17 protein-coding genes and 1 pseudogene are annotated in these 22,194 nt (G+C 41.9%); 14 read left to right on the top strand and 4 right to left on the bottom strand.

The genetic code is table 11. From position 1 onward, the window contains the following. The first annotated feature begins 2 nt into the window (after positions 1-2). From tssC to tssG, 4 genes are all read left to right on the top strand, one after another. The gene (tssC, locus tag R7P80_RS09730; protein WP_005373378.1) at positions 3-1,478 is read left to right on the top strand and encodes a type VI secretion system contractile sheath large subunit; all 1,476 of its coding nucleotides are present in this window, start codon (positions 3-5) and stop codon (positions 1,476-1,478) included. 61 nt (positions 1,479-1,539) lie between these two features. Further along, on the top strand, positions 1,540-1,950 hold the full coding sequence (gene tssE, locus R7P80_RS09725) for a type VI secretion system baseplate subunit TssE (protein WP_005373376.1): 411 nt from the start codon (positions 1,540-1,542) through the stop codon (positions 1,948-1,950). Positions 1,951-1,960: 10 nt separating this feature from the next. Next, positions 1,961-3,709: a type VI secretion system baseplate subunit TssF gene (gene tssF, locus R7P80_RS09720; protein ID WP_053307566.1), complete on the top strand. Its 1,749-nt coding sequence runs from the start codon at positions 1,961-1,963 to the stop codon at positions 3,707-3,709. After that, entirely contained in the window at positions 3,706-4,704 is a 999-nt protein-coding gene (gene tssG / locus R7P80_RS09715; RefSeq protein ID WP_225491562.1) for a type VI secretion system baseplate subunit TssG, read from the top strand. Before tssF ends, tssG begins: the two co-directional genes overlap by 4 nt. Positions 4,705-4,758: 54 nt before the next feature. Here tssG and R7P80_RS09710 read toward each other — a convergent pair whose 3' ends face one another. From R7P80_RS09710 to R7P80_RS09700, 3 genes are read right to left on the bottom strand one after another with little or no spacing between them, the layout of a single operon-like run. Continuing rightward, the gene (locus tag R7P80_RS09710; RefSeq protein ID WP_005373369.1) at positions 4,759-5,211 is read right to left on the bottom strand and encodes an Lrp/AsnC family transcriptional regulator; all 453 of its coding nucleotides are present in this window, start codon (positions 5,209-5,211) and stop codon (positions 4,759-4,761) included. A 31-nt stretch (positions 5,212-5,242) separates the two neighbouring features. Next, positions 5,243-8,632, bottom strand: a complete 3,390-nt coding sequence (gene tssM / locus R7P80_RS09705) for a type VI secretion system membrane subunit TssM (protein ID WP_225491563.1) — start codon at positions 8,630-8,632, stop codon at positions 5,243-5,245. A 27-nt stretch (positions 8,633-8,659) separates the two neighbouring features. Then, positions 8,660-9,973, bottom strand: coding sequence for a type VI secretion system ImpA family N-terminal domain-containing protein (locus R7P80_RS09700; protein WP_225491564.1), 1,314 nt, complete (start codon positions 9,971-9,973; stop codon positions 8,660-8,662). Positions 9,974-10,476: 503 nt separating this feature from the next. Between R7P80_RS09700 and R7P80_RS09695 the strand changes: the two genes are divergently transcribed. The 10 genes and pseudogenes from R7P80_RS09695 (at position 10,477) to R7P80_RS09650 (ending at position 20,871) form a co-directional block, all read left to right on the top strand. Continuing rightward, positions 10,477-11,076, top strand: coding sequence for a hypothetical protein (locus R7P80_RS09695; RefSeq protein ID WP_225491565.1), 600 nt, complete (start codon positions 10,477-10,479; stop codon positions 11,074-11,076). A 9-nt stretch (positions 11,077-11,085) separates the two neighbouring features. Continuing rightward, on the top strand, positions 11,086-12,579 hold the full coding sequence (locus R7P80_RS09690) for a type VI secretion system-associated FHA domain protein (RefSeq protein ID WP_137282735.1): 1,494 nt from the start codon (positions 11,086-11,088) through the stop codon (positions 12,577-12,579). Beyond that, positions 12,572-13,072 (top strand): type VI secretion system lipoprotein TssJ, encoded by a 501-nt coding sequence (tssJ, locus tag R7P80_RS09685; protein WP_005386118.1) that lies wholly within the window; start codon positions 12,572-12,574, stop codon positions 13,070-13,072. The genes R7P80_RS09690 and tssJ overlap by 8 nt, the downstream gene beginning before the upstream one ends. A gap of 11 nt (positions 13,073-13,083) precedes the next feature. After that, positions 13,084-14,409 (top strand): type VI secretion system baseplate subunit TssK, encoded by a 1,326-nt coding sequence (tssK, locus tag R7P80_RS09680; RefSeq protein ID WP_005373357.1) that lies wholly within the window; start codon positions 13,084-13,086, stop codon positions 14,407-14,409. Beyond that, positions 14,406-15,197, top strand: coding sequence for a type IVB secretion system protein IcmH/DotU (gene icmH / locus R7P80_RS09675; protein ID WP_005373354.1), 792 nt, complete (start codon positions 14,406-14,408; stop codon positions 15,195-15,197). Before tssK ends, icmH begins: the two co-directional genes overlap by 4 nt. A gap of 147 nt (positions 15,198-15,344) precedes the next feature. After that, positions 15,345-15,912, top strand: a pseudogene (locus tag R7P80_RS29410) (DUF4150 domain-containing protein); the annotation flags it as partial. 902 nt (positions 15,913-16,814) lie between these two features. Continuing rightward, positions 16,815-18,971, top strand: coding sequence for a hypothetical protein (locus R7P80_RS09665; protein WP_005386124.1), 2,157 nt, complete (start codon positions 16,815-16,817; stop codon positions 18,969-18,971). Beyond that, a complete protein-coding gene (locus R7P80_RS09660) occupies positions 18,964-19,722 on the top strand; it encodes a hypothetical protein (protein ID WP_005373345.1) in 759 nt (252 codons plus the stop codon). The genes R7P80_RS09665 and R7P80_RS09660 overlap by 8 nt, the downstream gene beginning before the upstream one ends. Positions 19,723-19,753: 31 nt before the next feature. Further along, entirely contained in the window at positions 19,754-20,257 is a 504-nt protein-coding gene (locus tag R7P80_RS09655; protein WP_225491566.1) for a hypothetical protein, read from the top strand. A gap of 203 nt (positions 20,258-20,460) precedes the next feature. Then, entirely contained in the window at positions 20,461-20,871 is a 411-nt protein-coding gene (locus R7P80_RS09650) for a hypothetical protein (RefSeq protein ID WP_054577796.1), read from the top strand. Between the two features lie 114 nt (positions 20,872-20,985). Here R7P80_RS09650 and R7P80_RS09645 read toward each other — a convergent pair whose 3' ends face one another. After that, complete coding sequence (locus R7P80_RS09645) at positions 20,986-22,122, bottom strand: multidrug effflux MFS transporter (protein ID WP_225491567.1); 1,137 nt, start codon at positions 22,120-22,122, stop codon at positions 20,986-20,988. Positions 22,123-22,194: the final 72 nt, after the last annotated feature.

Raw genomic sequence — 22,194 nt, 5'->3', positions numbered from 1 at the left:
TCATGTCTGCAGAAGCACAAGCGCCAGAACAAGAAGCAGCCTTAGTTGAATCAGGCTCACTTCTGGATAGCATTCTTAACGAAACACGTTTAAAGCCAAGTGATGAAGGTTTTGACGTTGCAAAACGCGGCGTAGAAGCATTCATCAGTGAGCTACTAAGCAGTTCGAACACAGAGAAAGTCGACCAATCTCTGGTTGATCTGATGATCTCTGAAATCGACCAAAAATTGTCTAAGCAAGTTGATGCAATTCTTCACAACGAAGAAGTTCAAGCGATTGAATCAACGTGGCGTGGCCTTAAGTACCTGGTTGATCACACTGACTTCCGCGAGAACATTCAAATTGAACTGATCTCTGCGAAGAAAGACGAAGTTCTTGATGACTTCGAAGACGCTCCAGAGGTGGTGAAGTCTGGCCTGTACAAGCAAATCTACACACGTGAATACGGCCAGTTCGGTGGTAAACCTGTTGGCGCCGTCATTTGTGATTACGCTATGTCAGCTTCGTCGCCTGACATCAAATTGATGGAATACATGGCTAACGTAGGTGCAATGTCTCACGCACCATTCATCACGTCGGCATCGGCTAAATTCTTTGGTCTAGACAGCTACGAAGAGCTGCCAAACCTAAAAGATCTGAAGTCTGTATTCGAAGGTCCACAGTACGCGAAATGGCGTGGTCTGCGTGAGCACGAAGATGCGCGCTACCTAGGTCTATGTACGTCTCGCTTTATGCTACGTACACCTTACTCTGTTGAAGATAACCCAATCAAGGCGTTTGACTACGATGAGCAAGTAACAGACAGCCATGATAACTACCTATGGGGCAACTCAGCGTACGCGATGGCGTCTAAGATCAGTGAATCATTTGCTAAGTACCGTTGGTGTCCGAATATTATTGGTCCTCAAAGCGGTGGTACTGTACAAGATCTACCGGTTTACAACTTTGAAGCTATGGGTCAAATCGAGACTAAGATCCCAACCGAGATCCTGGTTTCTGACCGTCGTGAGTATGAGCTAGCAGAAGAAGGTTTCATTGCGCTAACCATGCGTAAAGGTTCTGACAATGCGGCGTTCTTCTCTGCAAACTCTGTTCAAAAACCAAAAGTGTTTGCGAACACGCCGGAAGGCAAACAAGCCGAGATGAACTACAAGCTAGGTACTCAGCTTCCTTACATGTTCATTATCAACCGTTTAGCGCACTACATAAAAGTGCTACAGCGTGAGCAAATTGGTTCTTGGAAAGAGCGTTCTGACCTAGAAATCGAACTGAACAAGTGGATTCGTCAATACGTTTCTGACCAAGAGAACCCGCCAGCGGAAGTTCGTGGTCGCCGCCCACTTCGCGCTGCGAAGGTTGAAGTATCAGACGTAGAAGGCGATCCAGGCTGGTACAAAGTATCGATGTCTGTACGTCCTCACTTCAAGTACATGGGCGCAAGCTTCGACTTGTCTCTAGTTGGTAAGCTAGACCAATAACCCATTACTGAAACCATCAAGCAGCCAGTGAAGACTGGCTGCTTTTTTCGTAGGATCGCATATGGAAAAAGGTTACCGTCTTTTAGAGCGGATCGAGCTAGGAGAACCAAAAAACTGCTACGAGAAAGTGGTGTCTCATAAGCATTTGATTGAATCCATTCACTCGCATCTCGCTGACTTGTTGAATACGCATTCCGGCAACGCAATGATCGACAATGAGTATGGTCTGCCAGATTTTAACGACGTACTTTCTAACAACACGAACCTCGTTCGCCATATTCAAAAAAACATCACGTCAACCATAGAACGCTTTGAGCCCCGACTGCTGAATGTCGAGGTTCACTACCGTGAAGACCACCATAACCCATTACAACTCGGCTTTGGTATTCGCGGCGAAGTTTCCCATAACGGCGGTAAAGTCCCAATGTCGATCGATGTCTACATGGGAACCGACGGCCAATTTAACGTTTAGTAGGTGCCACTTGAGTAACAGTAAATACTTTCAAGATGAACTCACGTATTTACGCGAGTCGGGTAGTGAGTTTGCCAAATATCATCCGAAGTTAACTCACTTTCTCTCTGAAGGAACTTTTGATCCAGATGTCGAACGACTGCTGGAAGGTTTTGCTTTTTTGACCGGACGCATCCGCGAAAAGATTGACGATGAACTTCCTGAGCTAACGCAATCTCTGATGACTTTGCTGTGGCCACATTACATGCGTTCGATTCCGTCTTTGTGCATTAGCGAACTAAAACCGCATACCGGAAGTGTTACTGAGAAAACCGTGGTGAAACGTGGTGCGGAAATGGCCAGCGAACAGGTAGAAGGCACGCAGTGTTTGTTCCGTACTTGTTATGACGTCAATCTATACCCAGTTACGATTACTAACATCGAACAAACTAACAGCCGCACCAGTTCGATGATTGATGTGACGTTATCGACGGAGCATGGCCTGGAACTGTCTCGTATCGGTTTAGATACGTTGCGTTTGCACCTGCATGGTGAGATTCATATTACTCGCACTGTCTTCTTATGGCTGTTCCGTTATCTAGATCACGTCGAGTTGGATGTTGGTGGCGGCTACAAACATCGTTTAGGGCCAGAATACGTTAAGCCAGTCGGGCATGAAGAGGACGAGGCGCTGTTGCCTTACAGCAAAAATTCCTTTGCAGGCTACCGTTTGCTGCAAGAATTCTTCTCTTTGCCAGATAAGTTCATGTTCTTCGACATTAAAGGCTTAGAGTGGCTAAAAGGCATTCCACAGCGCAGTACGGTCAAAATCAAATTCCACTTTAAGCGTGCTTTGCCTTCAGAGGTGGTGCTTAAAGATAAACACTTAAGGTTGCACTGCACACCTGCCGTTAACTTGTTTGAAAAAGACGGCGATCCAATCCGTTTAGAGCATCGACGAAACGAGTACAAGGTGCGTCCACAAAGTAACATTCAAGAGCATTACGAGGTTTATTCCATTGAGCAAGTGGAGAGTTGGAGTAAAGACGAGCGTCGCCGAAAACCACTGATTGAATTTGAATCGTTTGAGCACCAAATCAACCAGCGTGATAAGCGAGAGTTCTACAAATCCAAAGTGGGCGAGCGAGTAAGCGGAAGAGGGTTAGAGCGCTATATCTCATTCCATACTCACAATGGCGACATCGCGGATTTAGGGACTGAAACCGTATTGATGAAACTGCAATGCAGTAACGCGGACTTAGCGGAGCGCCTGTCAGTAGGGGACATCACGTACGCGACGCACAAATCGCCAACGTATGCGACGTTTAAAAACATTACTAAGCCAACACAGTCAGTAAGTCCTCAGGTTAATGGTGAACTTCAATGGCAGTTGATTGCCAACATGTCGCTCAACTACTTGTCTTTGGCCAATATCGATGTGTTGAAAGTGTTGCTCTCGACTTACGACTTCCACTCTCGAGTCGATAGACAAGCCCACCGCGCGTCGATTCATCGACTTGATGGCATTATTTCTTCAGAGATGAAACCAATCGATCGCGTATTTCGTGGTGTATCTGTGCGTGGTAACCAATTCAAGCTCGTGACGGACTCTAAGTTCTTCGTAAATGAAGGCGATATGTTCCTTATGGCCACGGTATTGAATGAATTTATCCGTTTATATTCGAGTGTGAACTCCTTTACCGAACTAGAGGTGTTCGATGAAGCGACGGGCGAGGTTTACAACTGGGCAAGCCTAATCGGGCAGCAGACGATACTATGATTAACACACTTTCTGATAAGTCGAATGAGTTTAGTTTCTACCAAGCGGTGTTGCTGTTAGAGAAACACTACCAGCTGGAGCCAAACTCAAATTTTGTTGCCGTGGGCGAGAACAAATACTTTCACCAAGAGCGAATTGAGTTCAGCGTGTCGCCAAACCTGTGCTTTCCAAAGAGTGATATGGACTTTATTACTCATATGGAAAGAAACGAACAGCAATATTCACGTATTGAGACGAACTTTCTTGGCTTGCATGGTTCAAGCTCGCCCCTACCTGCGTCTTACACTGAGAAACTCGTCGGTCGTGATCCCGATGATAACCCAGTGAAGGATTTCTTCGACTTTTTCCACAACCGCTATACAAGCTTACTGTATCGTGTTTGGAAGAAATACCGATATCACGTGCAGTACAAAAGCGGGGCGAGCGATGCGTTTTCTGGGCGCATACTGCATTTGGCTGGTCTTTCTAGCGTTATGCAAGATTGTGAAGTCGCGGAGTTAGATCGAGCGAAAGTTCTGTCTTACGTGAACCAGTTATCTACGCGTACACGTTCACCCAAGCTTATTTCCGGTATTGTTTCGCACTACTTTTCACTGCCGAATGTGCGAATCGAAGAATGGGTTTATAGACGCGTAGAAATCGCTGAAAGCCAGCGTAACAAACTCAATCGTTCCAATTGTGTATTGGGGCAAAGCTTACACTTGGGACAAAGCATTGCGGATTTGAACGGCAAGTTTAACTTGTGTATCGACAACATTGATTTTGAAACGTTTAAGCAGTTTTCCTACGATGGTGAGTTACATAAGACGCTGGTGGGCTTGATGCGCTTTATTCTGCGTGACCCAATGTCGTGGGACCTAAAGTTGACAGTTAACCTAGACAGTATTCCAGAAAACAAACTGGGTAATGGAGAAGGGAACCAACTAGGTCAAACGTTCTGGCTTGGTAACCCAGGTGATAAAGACGCCAAAATTCGACTTATCGGAAGCATATAAGAAAGCCGCTCAACGAGCGGCCCTTTATGTTTTCCTCGAAGAGGTCAGAAAAGCTTAACGACTGATCGGCTGGTGCAGTACAACGGTAGTATCAAGCCTTTGAATGCCGTTAAATGATTCAATTTCATTACAAAGATGATGAATAGACTGCAGGTCGGGCGCTTCAATTAGGGCAATAATATCAAAGTTGCCACCAACAACGCTCGTTAAGCGAACCTCAGGGATTTCTTTAAGTGCATTCGTTACATCATTCTTCTTACCCTTTTCACAAGAGATCAGTAGATAACTAGCGGCTTTTCGCCCTTCATTTTCTACACGAATCTGTGCGGTATAGCCTTTGATAATACCGGTCTTTTCTAAACGATTAATTCTTTCTGCTACTGCTGTTCGAGACAAACCAATGTTTCGGGATAGATTCGCAATCGACTCTCGCCCATTCGACAATAGACTTGAAAGTATTTTTCGATCTAATTTATCTAAACCTTGTAAAGTCATGTTTGAAATCATGTGTTCTGCCTATTTTGTTTTTATATTGTTATTAAATCGACTCAGGGAGCGTAAAGTTATACAGCTCAGCAAGAGTGAATGGGTTTTTCTGTGTCAACGGAGTGATGCGTAAGCTCAAGTCCCTCCCTGACACTTTTATGTCACTGACAAAGCTGCCGTTATGAGTGTTTGTCAAGGTCGAGTCACCTAGCAATCTGTATATCGCCCATTGACCACTCTTATTTAAAACGTGCTGTCTGCCTTCATCGGTTACATCCTGGAGTGTGATACTAATATTGAAGTCACCATTTTGCGGTGGCCATGCCATTTCACGAATGCGGCTTGGACCGTGGTAGTAACTTATATTGGTATCTGCAATTTTTAAGCTCGCTCTAATCGCACTAGAATCTAGATCGAGTACTCTTGCACTAAACGGAATATGAACGCGGTTAGTGCTTTTATTAATTAATGTGTCTCGAATAACGTTATAGTTACGCAGTTGCACTAACAGAGCCGGAGAGATTGGCATCGTCTCGCCATCCACCTGTTTTGGCGTCCACAAATTGGTATCGTAGAACGGTGCAAAATTTTTCTGAATAAATGTGTCTAACAAGCCACCTGAAGCAAACAGTAATTCAAAATCTTCAATTGAGATTTCCTCGGTCGCTGTTAGATCAAATGGGTATCGTCCCAGCCCTATCTCTTTAAACTTGGTGTAAATCTCGCTGTACCATTGGGTTTGAATGCCTTTAGCGGACTCTTTAATCATGACTGACCAGCTTTGTTGAACCACATCTAACAACCAGCTACGAACGGGTTCCGGTGATTTTTGGGCAATCTGTTTAAGTTTGATTAATGGGTCAGCTTCACTGCTGTTCATTCGATGCTGAGCTGCCGCTAGCGCCGCCATTTGCGGGTCAGGTGCATCAGCGATGTCTTTCATATACGTGCGAACACGGCTTAACGCTGCTACGGTCTCATCCCAAGGAGTAGGGGAGTTTGGTGTTTCACTGACCTGAAGTTGGTTTAATAAGTGAAAAGCTTGTTCAACACGTTTCATTAACAAGTAATCAGGCTTAACTACTTCCTCTACTGCGTTTGATGCGGAGTCTGCCGCTGCCACGAGTTTCGGGTCTAGCTTTGAAATCAGAGCATTTTTTTCACCAACGGGTGAAAATTGTGTGTTGGCATAGACCTGCTTCAGTACGGTTGTCATTGGTGAAGAAGGACCCGAGATTAAGTCTATCGCGTTCGTTAGATCGCCGACATTGTCATAGTTTTGGACTTTTAGTTCACTCAGCGCATTGCGCCAATTACTGATGTAGTCGTCAGTATATTTTTTACGTACTTCCTCTTTGAAGGCTTCTTGTTCTTCACTAGTAGGAATAACGTGTTGTGACAGACCTAAAACCCAGTTGTCACTGATGACTTGTTGTGACATTAGGTCCACGCGTGGTCGATAAAAAGTGCTAAAACCAGTGGAGGTATAGATCTTATCTACGATCAAGCGTTCACTATCGATTGGTGTGTTGAACACATTGCTAAACTCAAAACCCACAGCTCGTTGCAGATCTAGGGTTCCTAAATCAATCGAATTTGCTTCGTTTAAAATGCCTGCATAAACGAGATCAACATTCGAATTTGCTAGCAATGAGCGACGTGTTGCGCGAACAAGATCCATATTGATATCAATTGGATCAAACTGTGTGCGAAAGTAAGCGTCCAAATAGCGCATCGCCTGATTGACGACGTCATTTTGGTTGCTCAAGTCGTTCATCATTTGGAGAGTTTGATGACGCAAAAAACGGATATCACGCTTTGTTGGATCGTTTAGCATTAGATACCCCTTCAATAGAGGTAAAGCGCGTGTAAAAGTGTTTTGATTTTGTGTCAGTTGTAGACGGTAACCTTTCTCAATGAGAGGTATCAACTGTTGAGCAACGTCCTTAAGTAATGCTTCGTAAGCGATGCGAGTGCTTTGATCCAAACGGCTAATGTTGAGTGGTAATATCTCTTCATCCAAAGCCTTAGAACCTTTAAGCCACGCCCCATAAGAAGGCTCTATTGCTTTCGTCGCCTTCGCTAAAAGCTCATCGAATCTTGCATCTTGCTCCACTTGTGATTTGTCATCGATACTCAAGAGTTGATTCATCACATGTAAGTTACTGTCTAATGTCGTGAAAAAGAAGTAACTGCCCCCAGTAAGCAGGATAATAGAGCCGAGTATTGCCAAACGGCTTTGTCTCTGAATTAGACGAAGATACGTCTTGTTTTCGCCCGCAAAGTCGCTTTCCGGCAATATTTGTGAATCAATCAGAAAGCGAGAGAAATAAGGCGTTTCTGTTAACTGAGTATGCTCTGACGCGATAATAGGTAAGTTGAAGTAATTACTACAACTTTTTGCAAGTAAATTGTACTTGCGACCGCCTTGCAGACTCGAACTAAAGAAAATCTCACGGATGTCTAGTGAATAGACACCGTTGTTAACATCACATAGACGCTCAAGCACATAGCTGACTTCAGACTGACATAGCTCAAACTGCTTAGGGAAAGCGAGTATTGCTTGTTTCTCATCAATGTCCGTTGAATTAGCGGATGCATCTAGCGCATTACTTTCAAGCACTCTCACTAGATTTCGATAGCTATCGCGGTAGTACTCTGCAAATACACCTTTGGCTTCTTTTAGTGGGATAGAGAGGAACTCAACACGTGTCTTGAGAGAGCTAAAGTGCATGTATTCTTTAAAGCCGTCTAACTTGTCTAGCTTTGACATAATCAAATAGATTGGCAATGCTGAAGACGTTTTAGAGTTGATGGTACTCAAGCGCGCCAATAACGACGAAATGGTGTACTCTTTTTGCTCTGGCTCAGAGACGATCATGAACTCGAAATCGGTGAAGAATAGACACCCAGAAAATGGCTTTCGAGGTCGATGATGAATAACTTCTTCAATGAACGTATTCCATAAAGAAGCATCACTGCTTGATACTTCCTGGAACACTAAGCGTTGGTCTGGTTTGATGTATACAGCGCTGTCAGATTCGTACCATTCAAAAAAGTCATTCTTAGCGGTTCTAGTGCGATCCATCGGTTTGATTGCACTAGAATTAAATAAAAATTGACGTCGCCCTGACCCTTTATTACCAAGCATCAGGTAAATTGGTTTCTTGCCTGAGTTAGCAAGAAGAGGCTGGATAACCATAGAAAGTGCTTCTTCCTCGGTTTCCAAATGTTGAGCTTTAGCGTTGTTCTTTTTCTTCAACCATAATGTGAATTGAAAAGTGACGTAAACAATGGCGATAGCACCAAGGGTCAGCCAAAGATAAAGTTGATCGATTTCGTCAAGAAAAAGCAGATAAATAGTGGTGATAATTGCAGCCACTAAAAACATCAATATAGTAGAAATCACCACTGGATTTCTAAACAGTTTTTGTTTGAACATAAGCCTAAAACTTCTTTAATTGTATTGTTATTTATTGTCAGTTTTTTCAGCTTGTAGCTGACTCAATTTATATAGGTAGATGTTCAGTAAAAGGGTTGCGCGGTCAATTTCCTTTTGCTGTGAATACTTTTCAGCGTATTCAATACGACCTAAAAGCGGGAATAACGAGTTACTGTATTCGTACGCCTTTTCAGAGTTCTTATCTACATTCTGTCTAGCTACGTTGGCAAACACCGTTCTTGCGTCTGAGAATCGCTTATAAACATCCATAAACTGGTCTTCTAAATGGGCGCTCTGTGTCAAAAAGTTCTGACGTAGTTGCTGTGCAGAAGACGAATCCGGATAGATCGCGATTAATTCATTGGTCAAGCTATCGAGCTCGCTGAGGTTACTTACTTTTGCCGAGTCTAAAAACCAGTTATTCATCATAATATCGACACGATTAATCGCCTGCGTTTTCAATGACTGAGCATATTTTTTATTTTCGTAATCTAACGAGGCGACCAAATTTACAAGTTCATTAAGTGAAGCTTGATTAATTTTTTGTTCCAATGTTCGATAACGTTGTTGCTCGTACATGAAATGTGAACATATCGCAGTAACAATCAAACCAATAACGAAGTAGATCATAAATCGACCAGACTTTGCCGGTGATGCTTTCTCTTGGCTATTTAGGTTGGGTGATGACACCGGTGCCGGAGAGGGAGACACATTCACTTTAATTTCAGGTGCCTTCTGCGTTGCTGCAGGAGCGCTAGTGTTGGCTTGTTTTTTCTCGCGTAACTCAGCCGCAATTTGTTGTTCTTTTATCTGCTCAATCCATTGATTCAAAATACGGCGAATGCGACCTAATGACGGCGCTTCAATACCGTAATGAAGACGAAGCTCTTCCTCAATCCTCAAGCATAATTGATGTGCTGCCTCTATCAATGGAAGCTCTTCTGGTAACGCTCGATGCTTATTAATTCGTTTTTCAGTATGCTCTACCATCCATTCAATAGCGCTCATTCGTGCCTTTGACTTTGAATGCTCTGGATACGCGTTGAACCAATATACGACACACACATCAAGTATTGAGTTTAACCCTTCAACAAGGCCTCTTAAGCCGTCGTTATAGGTTGACGCAACGGTAAAGTAACAGCAACAACGTAGGTCTTTCGCTTGGGTACTCAAGATCTTTTTTGAGAGTGTTTGAACCGTTTTCCACGAGACTCTCCCTGTGACTTTATTCAGGTTGTTTATTTGACGTTTAATTTCGTCAAAATCCTCAGAACCATTAGGATTAGAGCCGCTTGGGTTATTTTCATCGATTGGTCTTCGAGCGAAGTCGGTAAAAAACATAAGGAAAGTTCCAACTGATCATATAGAAGTATTAAGTTATATAGGATTTCACTACTGTTATATTAAATTATAAGCAGTGCACATCTGCCGCAATTCTATAGACAAAATAAGCGGATTGGATAATAAAAATTCATTAAAAGAAATTAAATTACTTTTAGTGTGATCTTTGTTCATAATATTAATATCAATAGTTAAGTCTATTTATAAGAAGAAACTTATATATGAAGATGAGAACGTTGATTAAAAAGTAACTAAATTGTTATCGGAGATTACGTTTTGTTCAATTAGCAATCAAATTCTGTTACTTCTATTTAAATAGAAAGATTTACTGTCTCGTCACTTAATCTGTAGTCGGTTCTTTAGTTTTTGTTTGTAGGTAAAACAACCAACCTGATAGTTGAAATGTATTAAATTATAGGTGTTTTTTTAGGCTTATTGAAAAAGAGAATATAATTGATATCTTTCGCCTCTAAGTAGAATATCGGTTTTCCTAGAGGGACGAAATGCTAAAACCAAGTCAAATTGGGCTGATTTCAGCCATGTGTCTATTTTCTTCTGTTGCAATGGCAAAAGGGGAGCGATATGGACTCTCTACCAGTATGTTGACTATCGATAGCATTAAATACGATGAAGGTAAAAGTGGTGAGCAGGATACGCTTAGGTTCGGCTTGGTTCATACTCGTCCTATTGATGAAAACAATAACCGTTGGCGTTGGTGGTTAGGGATAAACTATCTAGCAGAAGATATTGAAGCGCCAGCAAACGGCTTATATCAAGAAGCGACGAACTATGAACTTCGTGTTGTTCCTCAATATGCGTTGACTTCTTGGAGTGTTTTCACGCCATACGTTGGTGCGGGCTTGTCTGTCGGTTACTCGCAATATTCTAATCGCTGGCAAGTAGACCAAGAGGGTTATCGTTATGAGAGTGTTGAAGACATCGACCAGTTTGAGTTAGGTGCGGTTGTGACCCTTGGTACTGCTATAAAGTTAGGCAGTAATCCTGACGCCCATATACAAATTATCCCGCAGGCCTCTTATATCCTTCCGGTTGTAAATGATGGAATTGGTGGGCTTGAACTATCAGTTTCTTTGCTCTTTTGAGGTTCGTAAATGTACTCAAATCAGCTAGTTTTATTTATCTCAAAGTGTCCAGAGGAATACACCGGTGCAAAGCATATTGAAATGCCTGAAAGTGGTGGTTCGATAGGTCGTTCCCCAAGCTGTAGCGTGTCTTTAGCCGATCACAACCGCTTTATATCGGGCACTCATTGTTTGCTCAGCGTGTATGGAGATACCTACTATATAAGTGACGTATCAACTAACGGCACAATGGTAAATGGGAATAAAATACTAAAAAATCAACCCGTTGCGATAGTTGATGGCGACATCATTTCTTTAGGGCAATATGAGATTGGTGTTTCTCTTGAGCACGTTACCTCAACACTAGACATCGCCGCTGATATTGCTCCTGAGCGAGTATCTAGCGATCCTCTGGTTAGTCTAGGAGATGCGGTTGTCGAAGAGGAAGAAAAAGTCGGTGCCTTAGAAGATTTGTTTATGGAGACTAAACAGGATGACATTGATTGTCATGATCCTGTTGCTCACCTTAACTTTTCGATGCAGCGAGATGACGATTACTTAATTCGTGATAATGAGCGTACAGAATCTGAACAACCTAGAACCGTGGAAAGCACGCGTCAGGTGGTCGATGACAGTTTCAGCATATATTCCGAATTCGATCAGCCAAGCCTAATCCCTGAAGACTGGATGGCTGCGGAAACCAAGAGTAACGCATCAGTCAATGATGCATTAGCGCCAGAAAGCGGTAAGGCACATAGAGCCGATATTGCCTCAGCTGAGGTGATGCAACCTGGCACGGTAGCCCCAGATAGCACGATTCAAAGACAACATCGTACGCATAATGTTACTGAGATGGTCGTAGAACAGGCTAACACAGGGTCAAAATGGGAAGAGATGACCCAATCTTTTACGCCTTCTCCTAACACTAATCAGCAACTTCAAATACCTACGGCAGAGCACGCGATAAACAGTACGACGAAAGCACAAGTCGATACTGATGCGGCCGTTTGCTCTCAAGATATAGCGCAAGCGTTTTTTGATGGTTTGGGTATTCGAAACCCAGAGTTGATGACAAACGAGGCGCAGTTATTCAAGCAAATGGGTACTTGCTTGCGTTTATGTATTGATAACCTACAGAAAGAGTTGCACGAAGTGGAATCGTTAAAAGATGAGCAGAGTGCGAGTGAGGCTAACTCGAACATTGCAGAGCTAATGCTTACTTTGAATAGTCAGCAATTACTGGCTCCAAATGAACTGGTTGAACAAATGCTCGATGAGCTGAACGACCACCAAGTTATGTTTAACAAAGCACTGAATGAGCTCATTTTAGAACAGTCAGAAACGAACGATCCCGTAGCATTTGCTAACAGGGTCGCTAGCCAGTCTTTGTTCTCAACTAAGTCAAAGCTGTGGGCCGAATACCTAGATTTCTACACTAATAATCGTCGCCTGCTTAATGAAACATCCTTAAAAGGGCTGATTAAGAAAAACTATAACAAAGTGATTAAGGGAAACCATGCGTAGTATCGCCGTATTACTCGGATTTGCCATGTTGTCCGGTTGTTCCATGTGGGATCAATTTAAAGAGTCCACTGGTATCACACCAGAAACTTCGTCGATTGAATTGGTTATTGAGGCATCACCTGTACTCAATGTGAGAAATGGGGGCCAGTCATCTCCAGTTATTCTCCGTCTTCACGAATTAAGTTCGCCAGTATTGTTCCGAAGCTTAGATTTCTTTGCCTTGTTTGAGAGCGATAAAGCGTCGTTGGGTGATGAGTACATCAAACGTTACGAATATCAAATACAGCCAGGTGGAAAAGTTCATGAAATGCTAACGCTAGACCCTGACACTCGTGCCGTCGGTTTTTCAGTGGCTTTTCGTGATATTGATGGTTCGTCATGGCGAAAAGTGGAAGTTATTGAAGAGAAGAGCGAGTACTACATCAAGCTCAAGTTAGAGGGCAGTGAGTTAATTTCTGATAACACTCGCGGCATTGAACAGGTTTACTTTTAAGGGATAGAAACATGTCTTTATACAATCCAGTTGTTTGGCAAGATGGAATGTTCATGAAGCCGCAGCATTTTCAACAACTCGATCGTTCGCAAAGTAAACTATCGAGCCTACTGAGTGCCAATGCATCGCCTTTGCATTGGGGAATTAAACGTTTAGAAATCAACTCTCAGTTACTAGCACTGGGTAAAATCGGTATTACTCGTGCTGAAGGTATTTTACAAGACCGGACACCATTTGAGCTTCCGTTGCTTGCTGAGCTGCCTGAAGTGAAAGATGTAGATCCTTCGATTGCCGATAAAGTCGTTTATTTGTGCTGTCCGTTACCATCGGAACGTTCTGAGTTATTTGGTACCAAAAAAGACGGTGCGCGCTATACGATGGAATCTCAAGAAGCGGTTGACGCTTGTTATGATTCGGAAGACATGGCAAATATCGTCGTCGGTAAGCTTAACTTTTGCTTAATGTACGATCATGAAGATAAGAGTGCTTACACGTCTATTCCGATCTTAAAGATCTCAGAAGTGAAGCCTGATGGCAGCGTGATCTTAGATGATAGTTTCATTCCTACCTGTATCGATATTCATGCGTCGACAGTACTGAGTAAATTTGCGACCGAGTTTGCTTCTATGTTGAAGCATCGCGCGGAATCGATAGTCCAGCGATTAGGGGTGGTGGATCAACAAGGTGTATCATCGGTTTCTGACTTTATGCTATTGCAAGCGCTCAACCGATACGAACCCTTGTTTTGGCATTTCGCCAGCACAGAAGCTGTGCATCCTGAGTCTTTGTATCGAATTCTTCTTCAGGCAGAGGGTGAGCTTTCGACGCTGTGCTCAACGACACGCCGACCTATTGAGTTTACGAAGTACAATCATGGTGATCTTACTAGCTGTCTTTCTCGCGTCCTAGACAGTGCGAAAATGACATTGAGCGTGATGTCTGAGCAAAGAGCAATTCCACTGACCTTAAAAGATCAGAACTATGGCATCAGAACGGCAGCAATCCCTGACAATAAGATCATTGATACAACAACCTTTATCCTCGCAGTTAAAGCCGACGTGACCTTGGATGTTCTGCATACCCAGTTTGTCAGCCAAACGAAGATCGGTTCTATCGATAACATACGTGACTTGATTAACCTTCAACTGCCTGGGATTGAGATCAAACCAATGCCAGTTGTGCCACGCGCGCTGCCGTATCACGCTGGCTACACCTATTTCGAGCTCGATAAAACGGGCGAAGAGTGGATGGCATTGAAGAACACTGCTGCGATTGCGATTCACGTTGCGGGCGATTTCGCTAACTTATCATTGCAACTTTGGGCCGTTCGTCTATGAGTTACGCAGAAACCGACGTCACCGTAGTCTTATTCCAACCAGAGCCTGGCAAACCAATGGAGGTAATGCCAGCGCCTGACTTGTCGAGAAACATCGCAGTACAAGATCTATCTATCGACAACATGGGTATTAACCCGCTAGTGGACCAGTTCTCATGGTTGATCGCCAGTCTGTCTTGTATGTCTTCGATCCCTTGGCTTGATGACCCGATGCCATTTCGTGAACAAGTGGCACGTGAGATTCGAAAAGGTGAACGAAAACTTAATGAAATGGAGCTCGATCGTGCTTCGGTTCTTGTTATTCGTTACTGCTTGTGTGCGGCGATTGATGAATCTGTTTGTCGACAAGAGTGGGGGGCAAATAGTCACTGGAGCCAGAACAGCTTACTGTCTGAATTCCACAACGAAACATCTGGTGGTGACAAGTTTTTCGTTATTCTCGACCGCTTAAAAGCCGACCCTCGCAAATACCGTCACGTTATAGAGTTTCTCTATTTATTGCTTCAACTTGGTTTCCAAGGCAAGTACGGCCGTGAAGAGCGTGGCAACGAAAAGTTAGCGGAAATTGGCAGCACCATTTATCGATTAGTGCGAGATGACCGCCTAGCAGAACAAGAAAAAGTTTCTTTAATCAACCTTAAAGCTAAATATCTAAAGAAGCCGTTAAAAAGGGTAATTTCACCCAAGCTGATCTTAAGTCTTAGTGCGATGACGTTTGCGCTTATGTATGCGGCAACCTACATCGTCATAGACTTAAAATTTCAGCAACTGCTTGAAATGTATAGATAACCAGAGATCTAAAATGAGATCTTCTGCCAGTTTTAGGGCTTATTGTGAATATCACTGGTCTTTTAGTGAAATTCACTAGTCATTTAGAGAGGTTGCAGTTTGCGATCTCTTTTATCATTCAATCAATAAAATTCAAATGGATTGGTTATGGGCGTAACAGTTGGTGCGAATGGACTTTCGATAGTTCATAAAGGCTCAGGTGGTGAAGCGAATGCAACGCTCCCAGATGTTTGTTTAACTAAGGTCGGCAAGCCAGTCGTCCCTATCCCTTATGGCAACAATGCTAAATCAGCAGACCTTGCTGGTGGGACTACGACAGTCTCTATGGATGGCGGTAACAGTGTCGCTATCAAGGGCAGTACGTTCTCAAAAAGTACCGGCGATGCGGGCGGTGACAGAAAAGGCGTTGCCTCAGGCACGATAGAAGCCGAAGCAAAATTCATTTCAGCTTCACCAACGGTTAAGTTTGAAGGTAAGGGCGTATGTCGCCTGTCCGATCAAATGACCATGAATAAAGCCAACACTGTGTGTCTTGGCGGCGCACAAAACCCATCGGTTTCTGTGAGTGAAGAGCAGGAAGGGACGTATACGCTGGATATAGAATGCAAATATCCAAATGGGCTCCCTTACTCTAATGCACAATTTTCTTTAGTCGAACCTTCAGGTGCTGTCATTGGGAGTGGAGTGCTGGATTCTAGCGGAAAAGCATCTGTTAATGGTCTCGCTCTAAAAGAATGCAAGTTAGTGCTCAGTGAAACTCAAGACTCTTACACCCCGAACCAATCTTTAGCTGAAAATATTGTGACGGAAACTTACCCTGATCCGAATGATTTTTGTACGTTTGTCGCAGGTCGCCGCTCACCATTTTGGGAAGATCGTGTTGGGGTTGCTAATGACTGGGGGATATTGATGTCCCCATCCTTCAGTGATGATGACTTTAAAGACATTGTGTTAGAGCAAAGCCGTATATCGTCTCCTTATGCGATTAGTCAAAATCACTCTAAAGACTTTTCTGATGCTTATGTTTCGGCACTTTATCACATCCAAACTGATACTACTGCGCTAGAGAAATATGAACCTTTAGTTGAACTGCTCTTGGAGCAAGTGCACGAAAATGGCGATATATTGAGAGTCTTATATCAAGCTGATGTGTTTGAGCCTCCCTATGAATTATTAGCGAAGCTTCGCTTTTTAGGGACTGGGAATACTGTGAAGTATTTGCAGTTTGTTTTATGGACGTTGATAAACAATCAAATCTGTTCATACATCGATGAGCTAAACAGTGAAATCATCGGTCGTTTAGATTTCATACAAAGCCAAGCTTCTGCAAGATCGTTGAGTTCTGTTGAAGAGGGTATAAACGGTTATAAAAAAGCACTTAACCACTTCAAACAAGCACTTCCTGACGTCATTAGCCAAATTTTCGAAACCAAAAATGACACCCTAATTTCTATATCGGCAATGGCCCTTGGGAGTACCGTTAACATAGCGAGCCAATCTAGCTTTGCTACTAATTTAGGTAGGGTTAATGCGGTGGTGTACACGAAGTCAAACAACTTGAACCGCCCATCATTTGTCACTTTTGACGATAACTTTTCTGACTAGGACATTTAAATCATGGATGCAGTTTTTCCGATAGCGCAACGAGAAGGTGACGCTTACTACACGCTCAGTGATTTTACGAAATTGTTTGATCAAGCTAAGAGCGGTCGTTATTTAATAGGACAAGGGTACGGTTGGCATAGTGGCATTCACTTAACATCAAAAATGTTACCGTGGGGGAAAGGGCTCAGACCTATTCAAGCGATGCTTGATGGAAAAATAGTGGCATTTCGCATAAATCCTGATTACCTAACATCAACGTACCAAGAGCAAGAGTTTAAGTATAGTAATAACTTTGTGCTTATCGAGCATGAGGCTGTAAACCCCGAAGATAATGAAGATGTATTTAAGTTCTATACACTTTATATGCACCTTGCGCCACCTTCAGATATTGGCGCCAATTCATCTATAACCACGCGTTACCGTTTACAAGAAGCGAGAAATGTACGCACTTTCAAACATAGTGATGTGCCTACTAATTCTGGTGAAAAAAAACAGTCGATGTCTAAAGGAACATTACTTGAATACCTGTATGCAGAAGAGAAGGAGACCCATCCATACCAGATCGACAAAAATACCTACAAAATGATAAAGTGCCGTGTGGTAGAGAATGGTAAATCGGCAAGTGGTAGCGAAAAAGCACTGTTAAACAAGATTGTTTGGTTTGCTTCGGGTCTCAATAGTGACTTTGACATTTTAGAAGATTCCTCTGCTGTCCTATCAGAACCAGTTTCAGAACCTAAATGGATGTCGGACAAGGCGGCAATGATTAGGGACGGTAGTGTGGTTTCTTTACTCCCACTCCTATTTAGAGAGGGGATAAAGGTTTCAGCTGGGGAAGATATCGGTTACATGGGACTGCATGAGTACAGTAACGATGCAATTGGAACTAAGAAAGAAGATAATCGTGTGCATATCGAGATGTTCTCTTTTGAGGAGCCGCCCGAATTTTTCAAAAAACAGATTTCTCCCAAAAATGCGGAAGAAAATCCACTTGTTGTTCTCGATGGGGCCGATAGTAGCGGTGCCGTTGATATGAGTAATTCGTTTATTCAGCAATTACTTGAATCTGTGACAGAAGATCAAGTAACGGACTTCTCCTCGTTCACTGCTCGCGATGCCAAAGTATACTTAGACGGTAAGCGTAAACACTTTGAGCGATTTATTGTGAAACATCCTACAGATTGGCATACAGAGTCGTCACAAAGTCTTTATGAATCAATCCATCAGACCGCAAAGGAAGCTCTAGATATTAAGTGCTCCGCTGGTTTTGTGACTATAGAGGACTACCGTAACTCCCCATGGCGCGATCAAGTGATGGATAGCTTTGATCTTTTCTCGCAATTCGAACTGGAAAGAGCAGATAAGTTCTCATGGATGCAAGATTTACAAGGTGATTTGCAACTAAGCGATGATAAGAGTCTTTGGCATTATTGGCCTTTTGTAGGAAATCACACCCAAAGTAAATGTTTCTGTAATCGTGATATTTCCAAGAGTTTTTTACTTGAAGTCTTAGGTGGAAAAGAAACTATTTTTGAGAACTCTCATTATGACAGTATGAGAAATGTTTCTTTAGATGAGTTATTAAATAGCTTGAATGACATGTTTAGGACGTATGAAATCGATGATTGTTTGAATAAAATCCACTTTCTGTCTCAAGCATTTCAAGAAAGTGATTTTTTCAAAACGACGGAAGAGTACTATTATAACGGGAAATATCCAGAGAAATGGAATAAGTACAGAGGTGGTGCATTCTATCATGGACGTGGTTTATTACAGATAACACATATAGAAAACTATGCTAAATACTTTGGTGTGAATACTAAAGATCTTACAAAAGAAATGATAGAAAGCGTTGCTAAAGATTTACACACGGCAGTAGATTCTTCAGGGTGGTTTTGGGTAAAAGGTAGTGCTTGGGGAGATATTCGTCCATTCGCTACCAAGAATGATCTATTTCGTGTAACGATCTCAGTAAATGGTGGTTACAATCATTTGTTAGAGAGAAAAAATAACTTATTAAAACTTTCAAAGTTGATTAATTGTAATTCAATATCCGATAACTATGACTTTAGTAAGTTTTATCTTAAGGATAGTTCAATGATCAATAAAAATTACTATAAAAGAAGTAAGAGTGTACATCACAAGCTGGAGTTAATGATAAATGAATAAAATGATTACATTTAGTTTAATCTTTTTATCAACATATTCTTTTGCGGAAAGCAGCATTACGCAAGAGCAAAAATTCACAGAGGCTGAGGGGCCTTTTTGTCAATATTCTCTAAAAGCAAATGGAACTTCATATGATTTTAGCTTTTTTGACTCATGTGGCACAAGCGATTTAATTAAATTGAATGAAGAGCTTTATTTGGTTGACTTGACTAATGGTAATATAAATAGCGAAGCATACTTTATTTTTGACACAGAAAAAAAAGAAGTTCCAAAAGAGATTGGTAGTTTGAACCTTAGTTATGACATTTACGATTATGGTTTTGATATTATCGATCATACATTATTGGACAGAGATAATGGTAAAATAATAAAAAACGCTAATAATAATTATACTGGCGTGTTGTCTTACATTTTCCAGAGAGATAATTTTAATATGAATATACCTAAAGATAGGATTTTGTATTGGAATAGAAATGGAGAAGAGAATTATTGTTCTTCTACAATAGTTTTTTCTGCTAATTATGACGAACATAGGCGAGATGTTTGCTGGAATAGTTTTTCATCAAGATATGAATATGTTGAGATTATTGAAGGTAGAGTAAGTTTAAGGATAAAGGGAGAGTTTGATGGAAGGCAGTTTAAGTTTGATAATAATGGTGAAGAACTGACGATTAATCCATATAATGGAAAGTATAGTACTAACAAAACCAACGAAAAATTCCCTGATGAAGACTATTTTAATATAAAGTGAATATATTGTTTTTATTTTTAATGTAGTTGAAATGCTTAAATTCAATGAAATTTATAAATCAATTGTGATGGTCGGGTTTTCATTTATTGTGTCGTTTTCAAATTTTGTAAGTGCAAGCTGCAACCAAAATTCTGTCATATTTACGTGTGATTTAGAAAATAAAGGTGGCAGTTTGAAAGCTTGCTTTAATCAAGCTGAGAATTCGATGTACTTCGTTGTTGACGAAAATGGGTTGAAAACAGTTTATGCCCCACGAAAGGGGAAGAGTTTAGATAACTATAAATGGATAGATATTTCTCTTGAAGAACCTGAATTCATTCCTTTGAAATTTGAAGTAAATGAAAACAAGAATGCGTACTTTTCATTGACTAGAGGTGGTGGACGGTTGAGTGTCGTTGCTAGCTTCGTTGACATGATTGAAGATGAAAATGCTGTTGAGTACTACTGTGAATTGGGAACTGAAACAGCTCTGGATCCCAACGTTAGATTAAAAATAAAACACGTAAAGCCTAACGACTTTGAAGCTTGGGGTTAAATAGCAATAGATTCCGGTGAGAGCCTAAATAAAATTCATTGTAATAAAAAGTTAGCTTTTCTAGAAAATCTACTCGAGACGTTTGGATAAGAAATGTTCAGATAAAAAGCGCCGAAAGGCGCTTTTTATTTTCTTTAAAATAAAGTATGGTCTCCCTCCTTTTAAAATGGTAAGTGTTGAATAATTATACAGTGGTTAGGTAAATGAATAAAATAACTAAACTCGCTTTGGCTTTGTCCGTATTGACATCTGTTGTTGGGTGTCAACTGGTCTCAAATACGCCGATGCAATCGACAGCAACGAAGGAAATAATTGAAAAAGCAAAGGCAGAGTTTGATGGACAACGTTTTTATAAGTTGAATGAATATGATGAAGAAATCAACGTTTCAGATGACGGGGTCATTACCTTCAAGTCTTACTTACCACGCAGTGGCGGCTATGAATGGGTACCAATTGTTATACGCGATACTAGTTTTCGTGTTTCTTGCGATTATTTCAGTGAATATGTTGAAGCTGGAATGGTTGTTCAGGTTCAGTTTGTAGGTAAACGCGGGCGCATTGAAAATTACGACAAGCAACGTTGTGAAGAGTACGGTGAGCCAACATGGCAATAAGATCTATGGATAATTAAAGCGCCGACAGGCGCTTTTTATTTACGTTTTAGTTAACCGTTAGAAAAGATGTAGACCAATCTTCGGAAGATTAGGCAAGCAATGCGTAGTATCTGGTCACAAGTTGGTATGAACTTGCCTTTTAGAAAACGCTAATAAAATCGCTAAACAGCTACATGATAATAGAACGACACCTAAGTTTTGTACTGTTCCAGCCATCGCTAATCCCGTCCCGATCATGATGTAGTACATGAGCCCAAATAAAGCGCCTGCGCTGCCAACCTGTTGTTTATAATTAACGAGTGCATCACTGAGTATGTTGGGTATCGCAATCCCGTAAGACATGACGACTAACACCATTGGAGCAACAAACCAGATTGATTGGTTCAGAATCAACACAACGACTGATCCAACGCTAATCAATATTGCTGAGAACCAAAGTAGCTGGCTTTTTTGAACATTTTTGGACACTAGGGATTTGTTTAAATAACTCCCAAGCAGAGTGCCTAACCCCAGTACCATGCCACTGTATCCAAATTGTTCGGAGTTATACCCAAGTGCTGAGAAAGTAAATGCGCCAAGCTGGTAATAAGAAAATAGAGCAATGTTATACAAAGCAACCAGTAATCCTGAGCGCCAAATTCGCGCGTCTCTTACCATTTTCCAGCTAAGTTGATGCAACCGTACTGGTGTCTGTTCCTTCTGTGTTTCAGGAAGCTTAATAACGTTATAAGCGAACAATACTAACGCGATTAAAAACAAGGCAAAAAATACATAACGGTATCCACCAAGCGCTGTAAGCTGCCCGCCTAATAGCATGCCAACTACCGGGCTGATTGATATACCCATCCCCATTAAGCTGAAGACTTTACTCAGTTCTTGACCGTCAAACGCGTCACGAAGCATGGTCTGTGTGACAACGGATCCTACCGCGATACCAAATGCGCTTAGGGCTCGCGCGGCCATGACAACAGCAAAGCTTTCGGTTTGAGTTGCGAGTAAAGATGCGCAACCATAGATAAAGAGCCCAATAAGCATGGTGGGCCTTCTTCCCAGTTTATCTGCGAGAACTCCCCAAACTACAACGCCAATGGCAAAAGCTAGGAAGTAAATCGACAATGTTTGGGCTGCTTGTGCGTGGTTTACATCAAATGATAGAGCGATTGAGCTCAACGCTGGGCTATAGATGGTTTCTACAATTTGCGGAAACATCAACATAACCAGCATGAGCCATAAAGAGGGCTTAGTATTCATATTGTTACCCATCGTTAATGAAGTTGGCGGGCAGTATAAATGAGGCTATGATTGATCTAATAACAACATAAA

This window comes from Vibrio sp. 2092 (genome assembly GCF_033339635.1).
GTDB classification, from domain to species: Bacteria; Pseudomonadota; Gammaproteobacteria; order Enterobacterales; family Vibrionaceae; genus Vibrio; species Vibrio alginolyticus.
Note: the sequence above shows the minus strand (reverse complement) of the source record. Positions and strands in the feature narration are given on the sequence as shown.